The sequence below is a fragment of the Nocardia testacea NBRC 100365 genome, from assembly GCF_000308775.1.
GTDB classification, from domain to species: domain Bacteria; phylum Actinomycetota; class Actinomycetes; order Mycobacteriales; family Mycobacteriaceae; genus Nocardia; species Nocardia testacea.
Map to the genome: position 1 here is coordinate 1 of NZ_BAGJ01000267.1, position 16,710 is coordinate 16,710.

General features: G+C 69.9%; 14 protein-coding genes. 7 read left to right on the forward strand and 7 right to left on the reverse strand.

Annotated elements, in window-relative coordinates; genetic code table 11:
• Nucleotides 1-31 precede the first annotated feature (31 nt).
• Nucleotides 32-931: a LysR family transcriptional regulator gene (locus ON38_RS29510; protein ID WP_051165456.1), complete on the reverse strand. Its 900-nt coding sequence runs from the start codon at nt 929-931 to the stop codon at nt 32-34.
• Nucleotides 932-1,144: 213 nt separating this feature from the next.
• On the opposite strand from ON38_RS29510, the gene ON38_RS29515 reads away from it, so the two are divergent.
• Entirely contained in the window at nt 1,145-2,317 is a 1,173-nt protein-coding gene (locus ON38_RS29515; protein WP_039828370.1) for an MFS transporter, read from the forward strand.
• A gap of 118 nt (nt 2,318-2,435) precedes the next feature.
• Here the strand turns inward: ON38_RS29515 and egtD are convergent, their stop codons facing one another.
• On the reverse strand, nt 2,436-3,410 hold the full coding sequence (gene egtD, locus ON38_RS29520; RefSeq protein WP_039828371.1) for an L-histidine N(alpha)-methyltransferase: 975 nt from the start codon (nt 3,408-3,410) through the stop codon (nt 2,436-2,438).
• Between the two features lie 374 nt (nt 3,411-3,784).
• Here egtD and ON38_RS29525 point away from each other — a divergent pair, with 374 nt between their 5' ends.
• The 6 genes from ON38_RS29525 to ON38_RS29550 all read left to right on the forward strand — a co-directional run bounded on the left by ON38_RS29525 (nt 3,785) and on the right by ON38_RS29550 (nt 10,398).
• Nucleotides 3,785-5,038, forward strand: coding sequence for an amidohydrolase family protein (locus ON38_RS29525; protein WP_245564387.1), 1,254 nt, complete (start codon nt 3,785-3,787; stop codon nt 5,036-5,038).
• A 56-nt stretch (nt 5,039-5,094) separates the two neighbouring features.
• Nucleotides 5,095-5,697: a cupin domain-containing protein gene (locus ON38_RS29530; RefSeq protein WP_083873206.1), complete on the forward strand. Its 603-nt coding sequence runs from the start codon at nt 5,095-5,097 to the stop codon at nt 5,695-5,697.
• 72 nt (nt 5,698-5,769) lie between these two features.
• Nucleotides 5,770-6,684 carry a sigma-70 family RNA polymerase sigma factor gene (locus ON38_RS29535; RefSeq protein ID WP_245564389.1) on the forward strand — a complete coding sequence of 305 codons (915 nt, stop codon included), beginning with the start codon at nt 5,770-5,772 and terminating at the stop codon, nt 6,682-6,684.
• A 714-nt stretch (nt 6,685-7,398) separates the two neighbouring features.
• The gene (locus ON38_RS29540; RefSeq protein WP_039828414.1) at nt 7,399-8,268 is read left to right on the forward strand and encodes a helix-turn-helix domain-containing protein; all 870 of its coding nucleotides are present in this window, start codon (nt 7,399-7,401) and stop codon (nt 8,266-8,268) included.
• 52 nt (nt 8,269-8,320) lie between these two features.
• The gene (locus ON38_RS29545; RefSeq protein WP_085995515.1) at nt 8,321-9,799 is read left to right on the forward strand and encodes an alpha/beta hydrolase family protein; all 1,479 of its coding nucleotides are present in this window, start codon (nt 8,321-8,323) and stop codon (nt 9,797-9,799) included.
• Between the two features lie 293 nt (nt 9,800-10,092).
• Nucleotides 10,093-10,398 carry a hypothetical protein gene (locus ON38_RS29550; RefSeq protein WP_157181992.1) on the forward strand — a complete coding sequence of 102 codons (306 nt, stop codon included), beginning with the start codon at nt 10,093-10,095 and terminating at the stop codon, nt 10,396-10,398.
• Between the two features lie 17 nt (nt 10,399-10,415).
• On the opposite strand, the gene ON38_RS29555 is transcribed toward ON38_RS29550, so the two are convergent.
• From ON38_RS29555 to ON38_RS29575, 5 genes are all read right to left on the reverse strand, one after another.
• Entirely contained in the window at nt 10,416-12,125 is a 1,710-nt protein-coding gene (locus tag ON38_RS29555) for an ABC transporter ATP-binding protein (protein ID WP_039828373.1), read from the reverse strand.
• On the reverse strand, nt 12,122-13,948 hold the full coding sequence (locus ON38_RS29560; protein WP_039828374.1) for an ABC transporter ATP-binding protein: 1,827 nt from the start codon (nt 13,946-13,948) through the stop codon (nt 12,122-12,124). The genes ON38_RS29555 and ON38_RS29560 overlap by 4 nt, the downstream gene beginning before the upstream one ends.
• A 310-nt stretch (nt 13,949-14,258) precedes the next feature.
• Nucleotides 14,259-14,903 carry a DUF4097 family beta strand repeat-containing protein gene (locus ON38_RS29565; protein WP_039828375.1) on the reverse strand — a complete coding sequence of 215 codons (645 nt, stop codon included), beginning with the start codon at nt 14,901-14,903 and terminating at the stop codon, nt 14,259-14,261.
• A 76-nt stretch (nt 14,904-14,979) separates the two neighbouring features.
• The gene (locus ON38_RS29570; RefSeq protein ID WP_039828376.1) at nt 14,980-16,194 is read right to left on the reverse strand and encodes a cytochrome P450; all 1,215 of its coding nucleotides are present in this window, start codon (nt 16,192-16,194) and stop codon (nt 14,980-14,982) included.
• A gap of 105 nt (nt 16,195-16,299) precedes the next feature.
• The gene (locus ON38_RS29575) at nt 16,300-16,599 is read right to left on the reverse strand and encodes a ferredoxin (RefSeq protein ID WP_245564391.1); all 300 of its coding nucleotides are present in this window, start codon (nt 16,597-16,599) and stop codon (nt 16,300-16,302) included.
• Nucleotides 16,600-16,710: the final 111 nt, after the last annotated feature.

The window sequence follows — 16,710 nt, forward strand, 5'->3', positions numbered from 1 at the left end:
TTCCGCTGACCGGTCCGGATACGAGGGCACGTCAGCCGCGTGGGGCGATCGTGGCCACCGCCGCGCGCAGCCGCTCCGAACGCGGCAGCTGCGCGGTCATCTCGCTCCAGACCAGGGCGAAGGTGCAGGGTGACAGGTCGGTGACCGGGATATACGCGAGGTCGGGCCGGGGATACAGCCGGGCTGCCGTCGCGGGGACGAAGGCGACCGCCCGGGTGAGCGCCACCGTGCTCAGCAGGGATTCGACTGTGCGGCCGTGGCTTCCGGCGAGCCGGACGCGGGCACCGTCCGGCCGGGGATCCGCGGTCCAGAACCCGCGGCCCTCGGGGAAGGTGGACGGTGACATCTCCGCGACCGGGTGCTCCGCGAGGTCCGCGAGGCAGAGGGTGGCGCGGGTGGCGAGCGGGTCGGTGGCCGAAAGGCACGCCAGGCGGGGTTCCACCACGAGCGGTTGGGCGTGGAGACCCGCGGGGACCGGGAGATGGACGAAGGCGGCATCGATTTCGCCGCGTTCGAGGGCGGTCAGCTGCGCGGTGAAGGTATCCAGCACCCGCACCTGCGGCTGCGGGTTCGCGAAGGCGTCCAGCACAGCACGGATCTCCGGTAGCGAGCCGAAACTCTCGCACACCCCGATCCGCAGTGTGTCGTCGCCGGTGGTCAGGTGATATGCCGCGCGGCGCAGGTCGTCGGCGGCGGTCACCACGCGGCGGGCGTACGGGAGCAGTTCCCGTCCGGCCTCGGTGAGTTCGACGTGTCTGCTCGTGCGCTGGAACACCCGGACTCGTAAGCGGTCCTCCAGCGCGCGGATCTGCTGGCTCAGCGCCGGCTGGGTGAGATAGAGGCGGCGCGCGGCGCGCCCGAAATGCAATTCCTCGGCCAGTGTCAGCAGCAATCGGAGCTGGTGCGGGGTGGGATCGTCGCCGTTCGTCACCGTTGTATCCGAAGAATCGATAACCGGCATGTTATCAATCTACGCCGATGCGAATCGCCGGGTCGTTGCCGCCGGGTGAAGGCGCGGGGCAAGCTGGGAAGCGGATCCACACCGCGCCGGAATCGACCGGCGCGGTGTTCAGCTGAGCAATCCCCTGTCAACTGCTGTCGTTTCCGCGCGTGCGGAAACGCAAGAACGGATCGATGGTTCGCTGTGCAGCCGAATCTGTTTTCCCTCGTACTCTGTGTTTTCGGAATCACCACCGGTGAATTCGTGGTCGCCGGAATCCTGCCCGATATCGCGGATGATCTGGCGGTGTCCGTACCCGCCGCCGGGTTGCTCGTCACCGCCTACGCCGTCGGCATGATCGTCGGCGGTCCGCTGCTCACCGCGCTCACCGCGCGATTCCGGAGAAAACCGCTGTTGCTGGCACTACTCGCGGTGGCCGTCGCGGGAAACGTGGCGTCGGCACTGGCGCCGCTGTATGGACTGCTCTTCGTCGCGCGGGTGGTCACCGCCTTCGTGACCGCCACCTTCTTCGCCACCGCGATCGTGGCCGCGACCTCGGCGCAGCCACCGGAGAAGCAGGGTTCGACGGTCGCGAAACTGGTCCTCGGCATGAACCTGGCGATGGTGCTGGGCGCGCCGCTGGGCACCGTCGTGGGTACCACCTACGGCTGGCGGGCCACCTTCGCCGCGATAGCCGCCGTCTGCTTCGCCGGCCTGCTGCTGGTGGCGCGCTGGGTCGCCGATGTGCCCGGCTCGCGGTCCCCGGTCGCGACCGAGTTGCGGGTGTTCACCGATCGCCGAGTGCAACTCGCCATCGCCGTCACCGCGGTGGGCAATACGGGGGCGCTCATGGTGTTCACCTATTTCGCACCGCTGCTCACCGATATCGCCGGGTTCGCGGCCGGAGCCGTACCCGTCCTGCTACTCGTCTACGGGGTCGGCGCCATCACCGGAAATCTGCTCGGCGGCCGGATCGCCGATCGGGCGCTGTTGTCCTCGCAGCCCGCCATGCTCATGCTGTCGGTGGCGACACTGCTGCTCACCTGGGTGGTCGGTGGGATCACCGGCGCTGTCGCGGTGCTGGTTTTCGTCCTGGGGGCCATGGCGTTCGCCGTGGTGCCCGGTATGCAAGCGCGCATCCTGCAGACCGCCACCGGCGCACCCACGCTCGCGATCGCGGTGAACGCTTCGGCCTACCAGCTCGCGGCGGCCGCGGCGGGTTGGCTCGGCGGCCGCACCATGGACGCCGCCGGACTGCGGCACATCTATCCGGTCGCCGCGGCGGTGACGGCTGCCGGGGCGGTGCTGAGCGGGATGATCTGGTATCGGGAGCGCGGGGTGCCCGCCACGCCCGGCGAGGTCGCCGTTCGTGGATGAGGCGGTCCGTTCCGGCTCCACGCGATCACCCGGCGTTGCCGGGCCCGCCCGCCGGCGCCGCGCGCGCCGGAGCCCCTCAGACGACATCGAGGGCGGGAGCTGCGGTGGCGCGGCCGCGTCACCTGTCGGCCAGTACCAGCGCGAACCGTTGGGCGGGGTCGGTCCAGGCATGGCGCATGCGGAACCCGGCGGCAGCCAGCTCGGCGCGGAGGCCGGGCACCCGGAACTGCGCCGAGATCTCCGTGCGCAACTGCTCGCCGGCGGCGAAATCGACCACGAGACCCAGATCGGGGATCGTCACCCGCATCGCCTCGGTGGCCGCCAGGCGCATTTCGATCCATTCCAGATCCGGGTCCCATACCGCGAGATGAGCGAATGCGAGCGGATCGAAATCGGCGCCGAGCCGGTCGTTCAGGACGTGCAACATATTGCGGTTGAACTCCGCGGTCACCCCGGCGGCGTCGTCGTAGGCCGAAATCATCACGGCGGGGTCGGTGACCAGCCCCACCCCGACGAGCAACTGTTCGCCGGGAGCGAGCACCCGGTGCAGCTCGCCGAGGAATGCGGTGCGTTCGAACGGCGGCAGATTTCCCAGGGTGCCGCCGAGCAGCGCGACCAGCCGGCGGCCGCCGTGTGGAAGTGCGGCGAGCATGGTGGTGAAATCGCTGACGACGCCGTGTACGGCCAGATGCGGGAATTGGCCGCTGGTCCAATCGGCCGCGGCCCGTAACGCGGTTTCGGAGACATCCTGTGGCACGTAGGAGCACAACGAGCCGTGGGCGGTGAGAGCGTTCAGCAACAGCCGGGACTTCTCGGAGGAACCCGAACCCAATTCGACCAGTTCGGTCGCGCCCGAGGCGTACCGGGCGATCTCATCGGCCGCGGTACGCAACAATTCGCGTTCGGTGCGGGCGGGGTAGTACTCCGGCAGCCCGGTGATGAGGTCGAACAGAGCGTTTCCGCGGGCGTCGTAGAACCATTTCGGCGGAAGCCATTTCCGCGGGCCGGACAGACCCCAGAGCACATCGGTGCGCAACTGCTCGCGCAGATCGGCGTCGGTGAGCTGGATATCGAAGGTAGGTGCGAAAGCCATGGGATCCCTCTCTGTTCCGCGGCCGTCGTCGTGAAAGTTAGGGCAATGGCGGCGGCGGGACATCCGCCATTTCCGGCGGAATATCCGCACTCGCGCGGACCGGGCCGGCCGAGGCACCGCGGGAGGCGTGGCCGGTAGCCGTCATGATGTGATCTGCATCACTGCACATCACGCTCTCGGTGCCCGCCGGGTCTTTGGTGGAAACCCCTGAGGAGTCCAGTGATGATCCAGATACCGAAGCCCGGCATACCGGGCCACCACGACCGCCCTGGCTCTGTCGGGCGAACTCACGCGGTACGTAGGCCGGCGCATACGGCTCCGGTGGGCCGTGCCGGCCGCGTCGTCGCAGAGGTGCCGGAACTGGATGTCGCGCGTTGAGCGGGATCGACCGGCGGCGGTTCATCGGCAACACCCTCGCTTTCGCCGCGGCCACGGCTGCGGTGAGCTGTGGGTCCACGTCCGGGGCCCCGGCCGCCCCGCGGCACCGCACCCTCGTGCGCGGTGCCCAGGTCTTCGATGGCGACCGGGTGCGGTCCGGAACCGATGTGCTGATCGTCGGGGACACCCTCGCCGAACCGGACGGCGCGCCCGTCGACACGGTGGTCGACGGTACCGGCAAGACTTTGCTTCCGGGCCTGATCGATGCCCACACCCATGTCTTCGAAGGCGGTCTCGCGCAAGCGCTCACCTTCGGGGTCACCACCGAACTGGATATGTTCTGTCCGCCGACCGTGTTGCCCGCACAGCGGCATCTGGCCGCCACCCGCGACGATGTGGCCGATCTGCGCAGCGCCGGCACCCTCGCGACCGCCACCGGTGGACATCCGACCCAGCTGATCGCGCTCATGGGCGCGGCCGGCATTCCGGGTATCACCGCGGATACGAAGGTCGACACCATCGATTCGCCGGCGCGAGCGGTGGATTTCGTGTCCGCCCGGGTCCGTGAGGGGGCGGATTACTTCAAAATCGTCATCGACGACGGAACAGTCCACAACACACGGCTGCCGGTGCCGGATATCGCGACTCTCACCGCGCTGGCCGACGCGGCACACCGGGCGGGGCTGCTGGTCATCGCTCACGCGATCACCGCCCGGGAAACCGAGATCGCGCTCGATATAGGAGCCGATGGGCTGGCGCACGTCTGGTCCGATCTGTGCCCGGGTGACCGGGCCGCCGATCGGCTGGCCGAGAAAGTCCGCGCCGCGGACGTCTTCGTGGTGAGCACCCTGGCGTACTTCGAGGCCGGCACCGAGGGGCGGGCGGCGGGCAGTGGCTGCGCGCCGCCGGGATCGGTGACCGCTGCGCTGGCCGCGGCGCGGGCACTGCACACGGCCGGGGTGCCGTTGCTCGCCGGGACCGACGCCACCCCCTTCGACCCGCCGCACGGGTCCGCGCTGCATCGGGAACTGGTGCTGCTCACCGAGGCCGGGCTCGACAACCGGGCGGCACTCGCCGCGGCGACCAGCGGGCCGGCCCGTTGTTTCGGGCTGACCGATCGGGGCCGGATCGCCCCGGGGCTGCGCGCGGACCTGTTGCTGGTCGACGGAGATCCGCTCGGCGATATCTCCGTCACCCGCGATATCGCCGATGTCTGGCGGCGCGGTGTCCGGCAGGAGCGGCGCGGATGAGCGCCGGGCCGGTCGGCCGAAACCGTGACCCACGACCGAACGAACAGGAGAAACGAATGAACCCGAGCGATCGGGAGCCGGCGCTACTGGTTCGCGCCGCCGAGGCCGAACGGCTGGACACGATGGGTGTGTGGCTCTACGCCGACCACGAGACGACCCGGGGGCGGTTCAGCGCCAACAGAACATTTCTTCCAGCCGGGGCCGAAGGGCCGCCGCCGCATTTCCACACCGGGTCGGCGGAACTGTTCTTCGTCCTGGCCGGAACGTTGCGGGTGCTGGCCGGAGACGAGATCGTCGACTTGGCGGCGCGCGATTTCCTGCTGATCCCTCCGTATATGCCGCACGCGTGGGCGGCGACCGCGGACGGCCCCGCGCACGTGCTGGTGACCTTCACCCCGGGGATCGAGCGATTCGAGTACTTTCGGCTCGGCGACCGGATACGCCAGGGTGCGGCCGATCCCCGCGAAATCCTCGACACGCAGGACAGGTTCGACAACCATTTCGTGGACAGCGTTGTCTGGCACCGGGATCGCACCGGTGATGACCGCCCGGCCCTGGGCACGCGAGAACACCGGGCCGAATTCCTGTCGAGCGAGGTGCTGCGGCACCGGGACCCGCATTCCGGTACGACCGCGGCGGAAAGTGGTGGAGGCGAGTGAGATGCACGGCGTCGCAACACGCTTCGCCCGCGGGATGGGACCCGGGCAGCGCACGGCCGAGAGGGCGCGACCGTGACCGGGTCCGCGCGGGATCGGGACACCGATATGGACGTGGCGGCCGATATGTTTCTGGGCTACCGCGAACTGTTGTTCTCGGTGGTCTACACGATGCTCGGTACGGTGGCCGACACCGAGGACGTGTTGCAGGAGGTGTGGTTGGCCTGGATCCGGCGGGCCGGCGGGTCCGGCGCTGCTCCGATCGACAACCCGCGGGCCTATCTGACCAGGATGGCGGTGAACCACGCACTGGTGCGCCGAGAGGCGCTGAGCAGACGGCGCGAAGAGTACATCGGTCAGTGGCTGCCCGAACCGCTGGTCGCCGCATCCGGTGACGAGGGGCCCGACGCAGTGCTGCGCGCCGAGGCTTTCTCGATGGCCGTCATGGTGGTCCTGGAATCGCTGACTCCGCTGGAACGGGCGGTTTTCGTGCTCAACGAGGTGTTCGGGTACCGGCACACCGAGATCGCCGAGATGCTCGATCGCGCCCCGGCCGCGGTGCGCCAGATCGCCCACCGGGCCCGCGAACACGTGCAGGCGCGCCGACCGCGTACCCGGGCCCATCCGCGCGAGTGCCGCGAGGTGACCGAACGGTTCGTCGTCGCGGCGATGGGCGGTGATATCGAGGAGTTGCTGGCGGTGCTCGCGCCGGATGTCACTCTGTGGACCGACGGTGGTGACAAGGGGCCGCGCACCAGTCTGCGGCCGGTGCGCGGCGCACCGGCGGTGGCCGAGCTTTTCGCGAATATCGCCCGGCGGGGACTGGCCGATGTCCAGGTGCGCCGGCGTACGGTCAGCGGCGACCCGGGGGCGGTCGTATTCAGCGGTGGATCGCCCCTGGCGGTGATCGTGCTGGACATCGCCGCCGATCGAACCGTCGCCGGGATCTACTCGGTCACCAACCCGGACAAACTCGGCTACATTGCGTGAGCTAACAATAGGCAATCTACTGTCGCGGGCCGGTGGTGCGGGCTTCGACTTTGCTTATTGGCCGTTCAAATGGCATTTGGTCGACCCGTGGCCGTTCCGCAACCTCTCCTTCGCTTGACACCCGTAAGCCGGGAGGAGATATTGGCTACTGGTCGGACAATGATCGGATATCGCCGCAGAACGCACGCACCGCTCCTGGACAGGAGAGAGGGATGCCGCTTTTCTCGCCGGATTCTCCGCCCGTATCCGCGATATATCCGCCCGGGCAGCATGTCCCGGAGCGGACGAGCCGGTCGTGCATCGAGTGCCGGGCGGTGAGTCCCATCGCCGGATCCGGCGGACGGCCCTTCGGCGGGCGCGGTACCGCGACGAGCGGTACTGCCCGGAACTGAACCCATCGGCGGCTCGCAGGCCCGGGTGGACTTCGCGTACGCCCGGTGCGCGTCCGCCGACTGCCCGCGACCGGCGGGGCGGCTCACCCGGGCCGGCCCGCCGGTCCACCACTTGACCCCGGGTTCCGGGATTGCTGCCGTGACCGCGGTCCACAGGAGTGGTCGCGCACGCCGGCGGCTGCCGGATATCCGATGCCATGTGCACCGCGCCTTTCGGGCCGATCGGCGGATCACCGGGCTGCGCCCGGATCGCCCATGGGCAGGAGTGGCGAGCCGAGCGGCTCCTCACCTGCGCAGGCCCCGCTAGCCTGGTGGTGTGCAGGTGAGTTCGTCCGACAGCGATACGGGTGTCGAGTGGGAGATCGGGCCACCGTCGCGTGTCGTGCCGGGGCGCCGGGCGGCGATGATCGGCTTCCGTGACCACAGCGCGTCCGGTCTGGACCTGCGGGTCGCCGATATCCCGGCGGTCACCGTGGTGGTCGAATTCGGAGGTGGTGGGCTCGGCGTCGAAGGCCCGGGCGGCCGGCGGCGACTCACCGCCTTCGTCGCGGGCTGCGCCAGTGGTGTCATGCGGGTCAGTGGTGACCGGCCCGCCTGTGTCGAGGTGCGGCTGTCGCCGGTCCAGGCGTACTCGCTGCTGGGGGCGGCGCCCGCCGAGTTGGACGGGACCGTTGTCGAGCTGACCGATCTGTGGGGAGCGCGGGCGCGGCAGTTGCGGGAACGGCTCGCCGCCGCCGCGACCTGGGAACAGCGGTTCGCGCTCATGGAGGCGGCTCTGGCCGGACGCGACGATCCGGCCCGGGCGGTGGACCCGGAGGTGGCAGTCAGCTGGCAGCGCATCGTCACGAGTCGCGGGCAGGTCCGGGTCGGTGAACTCGCCGAAGCGTGTGGGTGGAGCCGGAAACGGTTGTGGGCGCGATTCGACGCCCAGATCGGGCTGACTCCCAAACGGGCCGCGATGCTGGTCCGGTTCCGGCACGCGGTCGACGGGCTGGTGGCCGGCGGGTCCGCCGCCGATATCGCCGCGTCCTGTGGGTATACCGATCAGTCCCATCTCGGCCGGGATATGTCGAGCTTTGTCGGTGTCACGCCCGCGACGCTGACGCGCAAGGTACTGAACCCGTTCTCGATGCGCCGCCACCAGGCGTGGGGAACATTCTTCCTAGATCGCCCCGACCCCGCCGTTCAATAGTGGGTCCGCGCCGGCCGGATCCTCCGGCGCGATTCGCCGGAAGGAAGAGTCGATGGCGGCCGAGATCCTGCTGTGGGCGGCGAACGCCGCGGGCCTGATCGCGCCGGCGGTAGCGCGGCGCGGCGGGCCGCGCCGCCTGTCGCGGCATATCGCCCTGCTCGCGCCGCTCGCGGCCGTCGCCCAGGCGGCCGCCGACGGCTATCGCTGGCCGATGGTTCCCGCCTACGCCCTGTCGGTTGCCCTGGCGGTGGTGTGGGCGCTGGGGGTCGCCCGTACCGGAAGTCCCGCCCGCCGGCTGCGCGTACTCGGAACAGGCTCGGGTGTAGCCCTTTTCGCGGTCTCGGTGGCGACACCTGTCGCGGTCCCGGTGTTCGGACTGCCGGAGCCCGGCGGTCCGTACGTGATCGGCACCGTGACCTACCACTGGCGTGACGATGCTCGCCGGGAGATCTTCGACCCCGACCCGGCCGCCCGCCGCGAGCTGATGGCGCAGGTCTGGTATCCGGCCGAGGCCGGAACCGCCGCACCCACCGCGCCCTATGTGGAGGACGCGCGGGAACTCTCGGCCGCGGCGGGCCCGCTGCTCGGTGCCCCGGGTTTCGTCTTCGACTTCTGGGACGAGGTCCCCACCCACGCCACCCGGCGTCCTCCGGTGGCGGCGGCGCACCCTGCCTATCCGGTACTGGTGTTCGTATCCGGCCTCAACGCATTCCGGCAATCCAATATGTTCCAGGTGGAGCGGCTGGTCTCGCACGGCTTCGTCGTAGTGGGCCTCGACCAGCCGTACACGTCGGCCGCCACCGTGTTCCCCGACGGACGTACGGTCGCCGGCCTGGTGAAGGACCGGGTGTATCCGGCGGTCCAGCAGAGCCTCACCCCGGCCGCTCCCGCTCCCGCGCTCGGTTACGCCGAACTGCCCGGCGGTCTCGTTCCGTATCTCGCGCAGGACATCGGGTTCGCGCTCGATCAGCTGACCCGGTTGAACGCCGCCGATCCGGAGGGCGTGCTGACCGGCCGCCTCGACCTGGACAGGGCCGGGGCGTTCGGGGTCTCCCTCGGCGCGATGACGGTCGGCCAGGCCTGCCACGCCGATCGGCGGCTGCGCGCCTGCTCGATGATGGACGCCGCGATGACCGCCGATGTCGTACGTGACGGTCTGCGGCAGCCGAGTATGTGGCTGACCCGTGACGCCGAATCCATTCTCCTCGAACGCGACCGCAGTGGCGGCTGGCCCGACCGCGAGATCACCGAAACGATCACCACCCAGCGTGAGGTGTTCGCCGCGAGCCCCCCCGGACACGGATACCACGTGGAGATCCCGGGGATGTTCCATGTGAACTTCACCGACGCGCCCGCGTGGACACCGTTGGCGGAGCGACTCGGTCTGTCGGGGCCCATCGGGGGTACGCGCGGCCACGAGATCGTCGCCGCGTACACCCTGGCCTTCTTCGACCGGTTCCTGTCCGGGGGACGCCCGGAGCTGCTGGGCAGTGCGCCTCCGTGGCGCGAGGTCCGCCTGGAGCGCCGATGATCCACCGGCGGACCCGTCCGGGACGCGACCGGGCGGGCGCTGTCGGCCGCCGGCGATATGAGCATCGGTACCCTCGGGCGTGCGGCCCTCGTTTCCGGTGCGGCTCCGGCGAATACGCGGAGACCTCGTCCGGTGAACCGTAGAATCCCCAGGGTGCGCGGGTCTTTCGAGGCGTACTCGGGAATCGGCGATGCGGCACCGCTGTCGACGGCCTAGACTCGTACCCAGAACTTCTCGTGGTTAAACCAGCCTTCCGGCTGGGACCGGGCCCGCGGGCAGGTAGGAGAGCGTCAGTGGACCTCGAAGAAGCACGCCGTTTCGCGGCGGGGGTGTGGGGTAGAGCGGATCTGACACGTACAGAGCGCTTGGCAGCCGTCCGCGCGGACGCGCACGCCCGCGGTAAGGAGCCGTTCGATCTGGGCCGGCTCGAAGCGCTGTGCGATACCAGCCATGAAGGCCGGATGGACCCGACGTCCTGGCGGCAGCGCCGTTTCGAACTGATCTACTACAGCCATCCCGAGATGATGTGCATCGAGGATCTCGCCGCCTACGTCACGATGACCCAGGGGTGCAGTCCGTCGATCCGCCCGGTCGATTAGGGCGGCCGCCCCGCCGATCATCCGCCCGCCCTGTCGGAGACCGCCCAGAAGTCGGCATAGCGACCGCCCCGTCGCAGCAGTTCCTCGTGGCTCCCCGCTTCCACGATCCGCCCCTTGTCCAGGAACACGATCCGATCCGCCCGCCGGACCGTGCTCAGCCGATGCGCCACCATCACCACTGTCCGTCCGGCCACGAGTCGTTCGATACCGGCGTGCACGGCCGCCTCGTTCACCGGATCCAGCGCCGAGGTCACTTCGTCGAGCAGGACGATCGGCGCGTCCTTCAGCAGGGCTCGGGCGATCGACACCCGTTGCCGTTCGCCGCCGGAGAGCAGCCCGCCGCCTTCGCCCACGGCGGCCGCCCAGCCACCGGGCAGCCGCTCGATCACCTCGTCCAGCCGGGCCGCCTCGGCGGCCGCCCGGACTTCGGCCGCGGTGGCGTCGGGCCGGCCGAGCCGGACGTTGTCCTCGATGGTGCCGTCGAAGAGGCGGACATCCTGGAAGACGATGGCGAACTGGGTTCTGGCGACAGCGCTGTCGAGGTCGCGGACGTCCACACCCCCGACCCGCACCGCTCCGGAATCGACATCGTGGAACCGTGCGATGAGCTGCAATAGCGTGCTCTTGCCCGCGCCCGAGGGGCCGACGACAGCGAGCCGCTGCCCCTCCGGCACCGACAGCGACAGCTCGTCGATCACCCTCCGCTGCCCGTGTCCGAAGACGACGGAATCGAACTCCAGGCCGTGACCGGCCGGCGGGACCGGTTCGGTGGCTTCCGGCAGCGGTTCGGTGCGCAGTAGCTCATCCAACCTCGCCAGCACCGAACGGGCACTGCGCAACCGGCCGCCGATCTCGGAGAGCGAGAGCAGGGGCTCGGCGCAGCGCGCGGCCAGCACCAGAATCGTCAGCAGTTCGGCCGCCCCGATCTCGCCGCCCAGAGCCAGGTAGGCGCCGAGTGCCAGAAGTGCGGTGAAGACCGTCTGCACGGTGAGCGAGGCGCCCACCGCGCCGGACAGCGCCGCCAGGGTGGAACGCCGGCTTGCCCGCTCGATCCCGCGCAGTGAATCGTCGAGCAGCCCGAAGCGTTCCCCGCTGCGTCCGCCCGCCCGTAGCACCGGCTGGGCCCGGAGATATTCGACCACTCGCGCGGTGGCCTCCTGGTCGCGACTGTGGCGCTCCGCGTCGGTGGCCGCCGCGGAACGTCCCGTCCGCAGCTGGACCGCCGCCACCACCGGTGCGGCCGCCAGCGCGGCGAGGCCCATGCGCCAGTCGAAAGCGAGCATCACCGCCACGATGGTCAGCGGTGTCACACAGGCGGAGACGAACGGTGCGAGTAGATGCGCGATCACTCCCATCGCGTCCAGTACGCCGCGCCCGGCCAGCACCGAAACCTGACCGACCCGGCCCGTGCTGTACCAGCCGAGCGGTAACCGGGCCAGATGGTCGCCGAGCCGGTGGTACAGGCCCAGCAGCAGGGCGGTGCCGACCCGGAAACCGCGGAGATCGCTGAGATAGCGCAGCGCACCGTAGCAGGCGACGGCGCCGGCGAACGCGATCAGCCAGGGCCACGCAGTCGCGGGAGTCCTCCCGAACAGGGCCCGGAGCACGGGGACCAGCAGGGCGTAGGACAGTCCCTCGGCGAACGCGGTCACCGTCATCAGGGCCACGGTGCGGCGCACCGGCCGGGCGTATTCGGGGCCCAGCACCCGTAACAGCATCCGGATCATCGGGATCGATCTCCTCGCGCCAGGTCACCGACGGTGACGCTCTCAGCGGACAGGGTGTGCCGGGACCGCTGGTACGCGGCGAACTTCCCGCCCCGGGCCAGTAGTTCGGCGGGACTGCCGTACTCCACGATCGCCCCGTTCTCCAGCAGGGCGACGGCGTCGGCGTCGGCGATGGTCTCCGCGCGATGGGCGATGACCAGGATCGTCCGCTCGCCGGGCCGGGCCGCCAGCGCTGTGCGCACCGCCTGTTCGGTGCGCGGGTCGGCGAAGGCGGTCGCTTCGTCGAGCACGAGTACCGGGGTGTCCGCGAGCAGTGCGCGGGCCAGCGCGATCCGCTGTGCCTCACCACCGGACAGCCCCGCCTCGGCGCCGATGACGGTCTCGTATCCGTGTGGCAGTTCGAGAATGCGATCGTGAATGTTCGCCAGCCGCGCGGCCCGGACCACGGCGTCGAGATCGGCGTGCGGCACCGCCACCGCGATATTGTCCGCGACCGACGCGCGCAGCAGCCGGACATCCTGGAACACGAAGGAGATCGACCGGTACAGGTCCGCGGCGTCCATCTCGCGCAGATCGACCCCGCCCAGCGTGATCGCGCCGTGGGTGGGATCGAAGAAGCGCGGTAGCAGCTGTACCAGCGTGGATTTCCCGCTGCCCGAGGGCCCGGCCAGCGCGGTGACCGTGCCCGGTTCGAGTACCAGATCGATACCGCGCAGTACTTCCCGGCCGGGTTCGTAGCCGAAGCGGACTCCGTGCAGCTCCACCCGGTGACCGGCCGGTGGGCGGGGCCGCGCGGGCTGCGGTAGCGCCGGCTGCGCGAGCACCTCCCGGATCCGGGTGACCGCGCGCCGGGCGGCCTGGAGCTCGTCGAAACCGTGCCCCAGCGCCGCGACCGGGGCGGTGAGCCCCAGTCCCAGCAGCAGGAACGGCACCAGGTCCGCCGGTGCGAGGCCGCCGGAAGTGATCAGCGCGGCACCGCCGGTGAGGACGACGGCCAGCACGAACGGCGGGGACAGGGCCAGCTGCATGGCCGCGGCGAGCACCGACATCCCGCGCACCCAGCGCCGGAAGACCGCGACGAACGCATCGGCCGCCACCAGGAATTCGCGGTGCGCGCGTTCGGTCCCGCTGAACGCCTTCACCACCGCGATGCCCTGGACGAATTCGATCACGGAGTTCGAGATCCGGCCCATGGCCGCGTCGAACTCTTCGTGTTCGCGCTGCCGCGCCGGGGTCATCATGAACGGCACCACCGCCACTGCGAGCAGCACCGGGATCAGCGTGATGAGGGTGAGCCGCCAATCGACGGTGAACAGATAGACCAGCGATACCAGCGGCACCACGAACGCGGTGACGAGTTCACCGGGAGTGTGGGCGATGAACGGATGGACGGTGGCCACATCCTCGCCCACCACCTTCGCGAGTTCGCCGGTGCGGCGGCGGGAGAACCAGCCGATCGGCACCCGGCCCAGGCGCAGGGCCAGCTGCCGCCGCAGGGCCAGCTGTACCCGGCCGTCCAGTAGATGCCCGATCCCGGAAGCGGTTGCCTCGCACAGCAGCCGCACGAAAAGACCGCCCGCGCCCGCGATCACCACGAACCGCACATGCGCGTGATCGAGCGGACCGGCCGCCAGCACGGCCCGGCCCAGTTCCACAACCGCCAACAGTGGCGCCAGACCGGCTATCGCGCCGACGATGTGGAGCACTACCACGGTCGCGAAACTTCCCAGATAGGGACCGAGCAGCGGTCCCGCGGCGCGGTCCGGACTCGGAACGGGCGGCGCCGGATGTTCGCCGACCACTGCGACTGTGGCGGTGGTCATCGCCGATCCGTCCCGGACGGCCGCACCACCATCGGGCCGGCGTGGCAACGGTGACCGGGTCCTGCCGCCCGGTCCCACGGGGGTCGAACGCGGGCGCTGAAGTCGTTCATAGCTCTCCTGCTGTGCAGTCCGGTGGCGGTGGTCGCGACCGGTCCCGGTCCGGGAACGGCTCGTTCCCGGACACCGATGCCAGCATCGCCGCGGCGGAAGGGGATGTATTGGACGAATGTTCCGCCGGGGTGAGGTGATACACAGCAGTGCGGCGGGCCTTCCCCTGGGGAAGGCCCGCCGCACCGGTCCTACCGAATGTTCAGACGACGCTCGCGTGCCCGACGATGATGTTGCCGTAGGAATTACGTGCGTACACGTGCACGGTGTCCCCGGTGCTCACGGCCGAGTCGACCGGTTGTATCCGGTTCTGGACTGTCCCGTGCAGGGCGCCCGCCTCCAACCGGGCCGCGCTGCCCGGGCTGATACCCACCTCGAGCTCGCCCATGGACGTTTCCAATCGCAGTTCTCCGCGTACGGCCTCGCCGATACGGATATCGCCCTTGGCGGTTTTCGCGGTCACCGAACCGGTCGGGCGCTCGACGACGATATCGCCGGCGGCCACCTCCAGGTCACACCGGCCGAGTTCGCCGGTGCCCACCAGCCGGCCCACCGCGGCGGTGCCCTTCAGCCGGGAGCCGGCGGGTACCTCGATGGTCACCACGATCGACGGATTGCCGCCGAACGGGGTGTAGGTCCGCCAATCGCGCGGGGTGATCACGCTCAGGGCGCCGGCGGTGAAATCCACCCGCGTCTGTTCGGCGGCGCGAATATCGCCCTTCTTGGTCTGGTCGGCCGGCCGGACCGTAACCACGGTGTCGGTGCGCTCGGTGGCGACGACCGTGACTTCGCCGGACAGTACTTCGACGGTGACGGCGATCGGTTCCGGTGTTTCGAATGTGGGCATGGCGGTGCTCCTCGGTGTGCGAAAGGGTTCGGTGGGCGGGCCGATCACGCGATCGGCGGAGGGTCTACCGGGCTGCTCAGACCCAGGTGACCGGCAGTTCGTGGACGCCGTAGATGTTCATATCGGTGCGCAGCGGGACCTCCCCGGCGGGCACGGCGAGCCGCAGGGCCGGGAAGCGGCGCAGCAGTCCGGCGAAACCGGCGCGCATCTCCACCCGGGCCAGTTGCTGGCCCAGGCATTGGTGCACACCGTGCCCGAAGGACACGTGACCGCGGGCGCTGCGACGGAGGTCGAGGGTGTCGGGGTCGTCGAAACGCCGGGGATCGTGATTCGCGGCCAGCAGTGAGACCACGACGGTGGACCCGGCGGGGATGGTCTCTCCGCCGAGTTCGAGATCCTCGGTGGCGTAGCGGTAGAAGATATCGGCGACCGACAGGTACCGCATGAGTTCTTCGACCGCGTCCGGCATCAGGGCCGGGTCCGCGCGCAGTTCGGCCAGCTGCTCCGGGTTCTCCAGCAACGCGAACGTACCCAGCGCCAGCATGTTCGCGGTGGTCTCGTGGCCGGCGAGCAGCAACAGGAAGGAGATGCCGGTCAGTTCCTCGATGGAGAGGTCCGCGTCGCGGGCGAGGTCGGACAGGATGTCCTCGCCGGGTTCGGCGCGTTTGGCCGTCACCAGTTCGGCCAGGTAGCCCATCATCGCGCCGTAGGCACCCATCTTCTCCTCCAGCGGCTGGTCCCGCAGCAGGAACTTGGCGGAGTTGGTCTGGAAGGTCTCGCGGTCGGCGTAGGGGACGCCGAGCAGTTCGCAGATCACCAGCGAGGGCACCGGCAGCGCGAAGGCACGCACCAGATCGACCGGCGGGGTCAGGGCCGCCATCTCATCGAGTTGCCGCTCCACGACCTCGGCGATGTGCTCTTCCAGTTGTTTCATGCGCCGGACGGTGAAAGCGCCGATGAGCTTGCGCCGCAGCCGGGTGTGGTCCGGCGGGTCCATGGCGACGAACAGTCCCGGGATCTGCGGCGAGGGTTCGGTCTGAGCGGGCATATCGGGATTCGCGTCCAGCGCGTGCACAATGCCGATGTCCTGGCGGGAGCTGAAGCGGGTATCGGCCAGGAGCGCGCGGACCTCCTCGTATCCGGTGACCAGCCAGCCGGCGTGCCCGTCGGGGAAGATCAGTGGACTCACCGGGCGCGCCTCGCGCAGCCGGGTGATCTCCCGGGGCGGAACGAAGGGGCCGGCATCACGTGCGGTGGGGAGACCATGCGGGACGGAGGCGGTGTCGCTCATCGTATTTCCTGTCGTTCGAGGTCCCGGGGCTGCGCGGGACAAGGGTGATCGGTGGGGTGGGTGTTCGGGGCGGGAGCTCCGGTGAGCCGGGACGTGCCGCCGCCGTCAGTCGCCGGTGTGCCGGTCCGGTGCCGGTGCGGACGCCCGGCCGAGCAGAGTGATCGCCGCCGCCGGGCAGTTGTGGGCGGCTTCGTGGGCGGCGGAGTGGTGTGCGGCCGGGGGCACGGGGTCGCGGAGCAGAACCCGGCCGTCGGCGTCGTCCTGGTCGAACAACTCCGGAGCGAGCAGTGCGCACATACCGGCGCCGATGCAGCGTTCCCGGTCGACCGCGAGTTCCATGGTTACTCCCTCCCGCCGGGCCACGGGGCTGTCCGGGCCCGTGGTCGCTTTTGCCGATCTGGTCATGGGAGAACTGTCGCCGGGCCCGCTGATACCGGCCTGATACCGCGCTGACATACCCACTGACGTGGTATCCGCGCTGCTCAGAGCGGTGATATTCACTCGCGGAGAGACCGC

Excerpts from the sequence above, each read along its gene's own strand:
- egtD (WP_039828371.1), bottom strand. The coding sequence starts at position 3,410 with ATGGCTTTCGCACCTACCTTCGATATCCAGCTCACCGACGCCGATCTG.
- ON38_RS29530 (WP_083873206.1), top strand. The coding sequence starts at position 5,095 with ATGAACCCGAGCGATCGGGAGCCGGCGCTACTGGTTCGCGCCGCCGAG.
- ON38_RS29545 (WP_085995515.1), top strand. The coding sequence starts at position 8,321 with ATGGCGGCCGAGATCCTGCTGTGGGCGGCGAACGCCGCGGGCCTGATC.
- ON38_RS29555 (WP_039828373.1), bottom strand. The coding sequence starts at position 12,125 with ATGATCCGGATGCTGTTACGGGTGCTGGGCCCCGAATACGCCCGGCCG.
- ON38_RS29560 (WP_039828374.1), bottom strand. The coding sequence starts at position 13,948 with ATGACCACCGCCACAGTCGCAGTGGTCGGCGAACATCCGGCGCCGCCC.
- ON38_RS29565 (WP_039828375.1), bottom strand. The coding sequence starts at position 14,903 with ATGCCCACATTCGAAACACCGGAACCGATCGCCGTCACCGTCGAAGTA.
- ON38_RS29570 (WP_039828376.1), bottom strand. The coding sequence starts at position 16,194 with ATGAGCGACACCGCCTCCGTCCCGCATGGTCTCCCCACCGCACGTGAT.
- ON38_RS29575 (WP_245564391.1), bottom strand. The coding sequence starts at position 16,599 with ATGACCAGATCGGCAAAAGCGACCACGGGCCCGGACAGCCCCGTGGCC.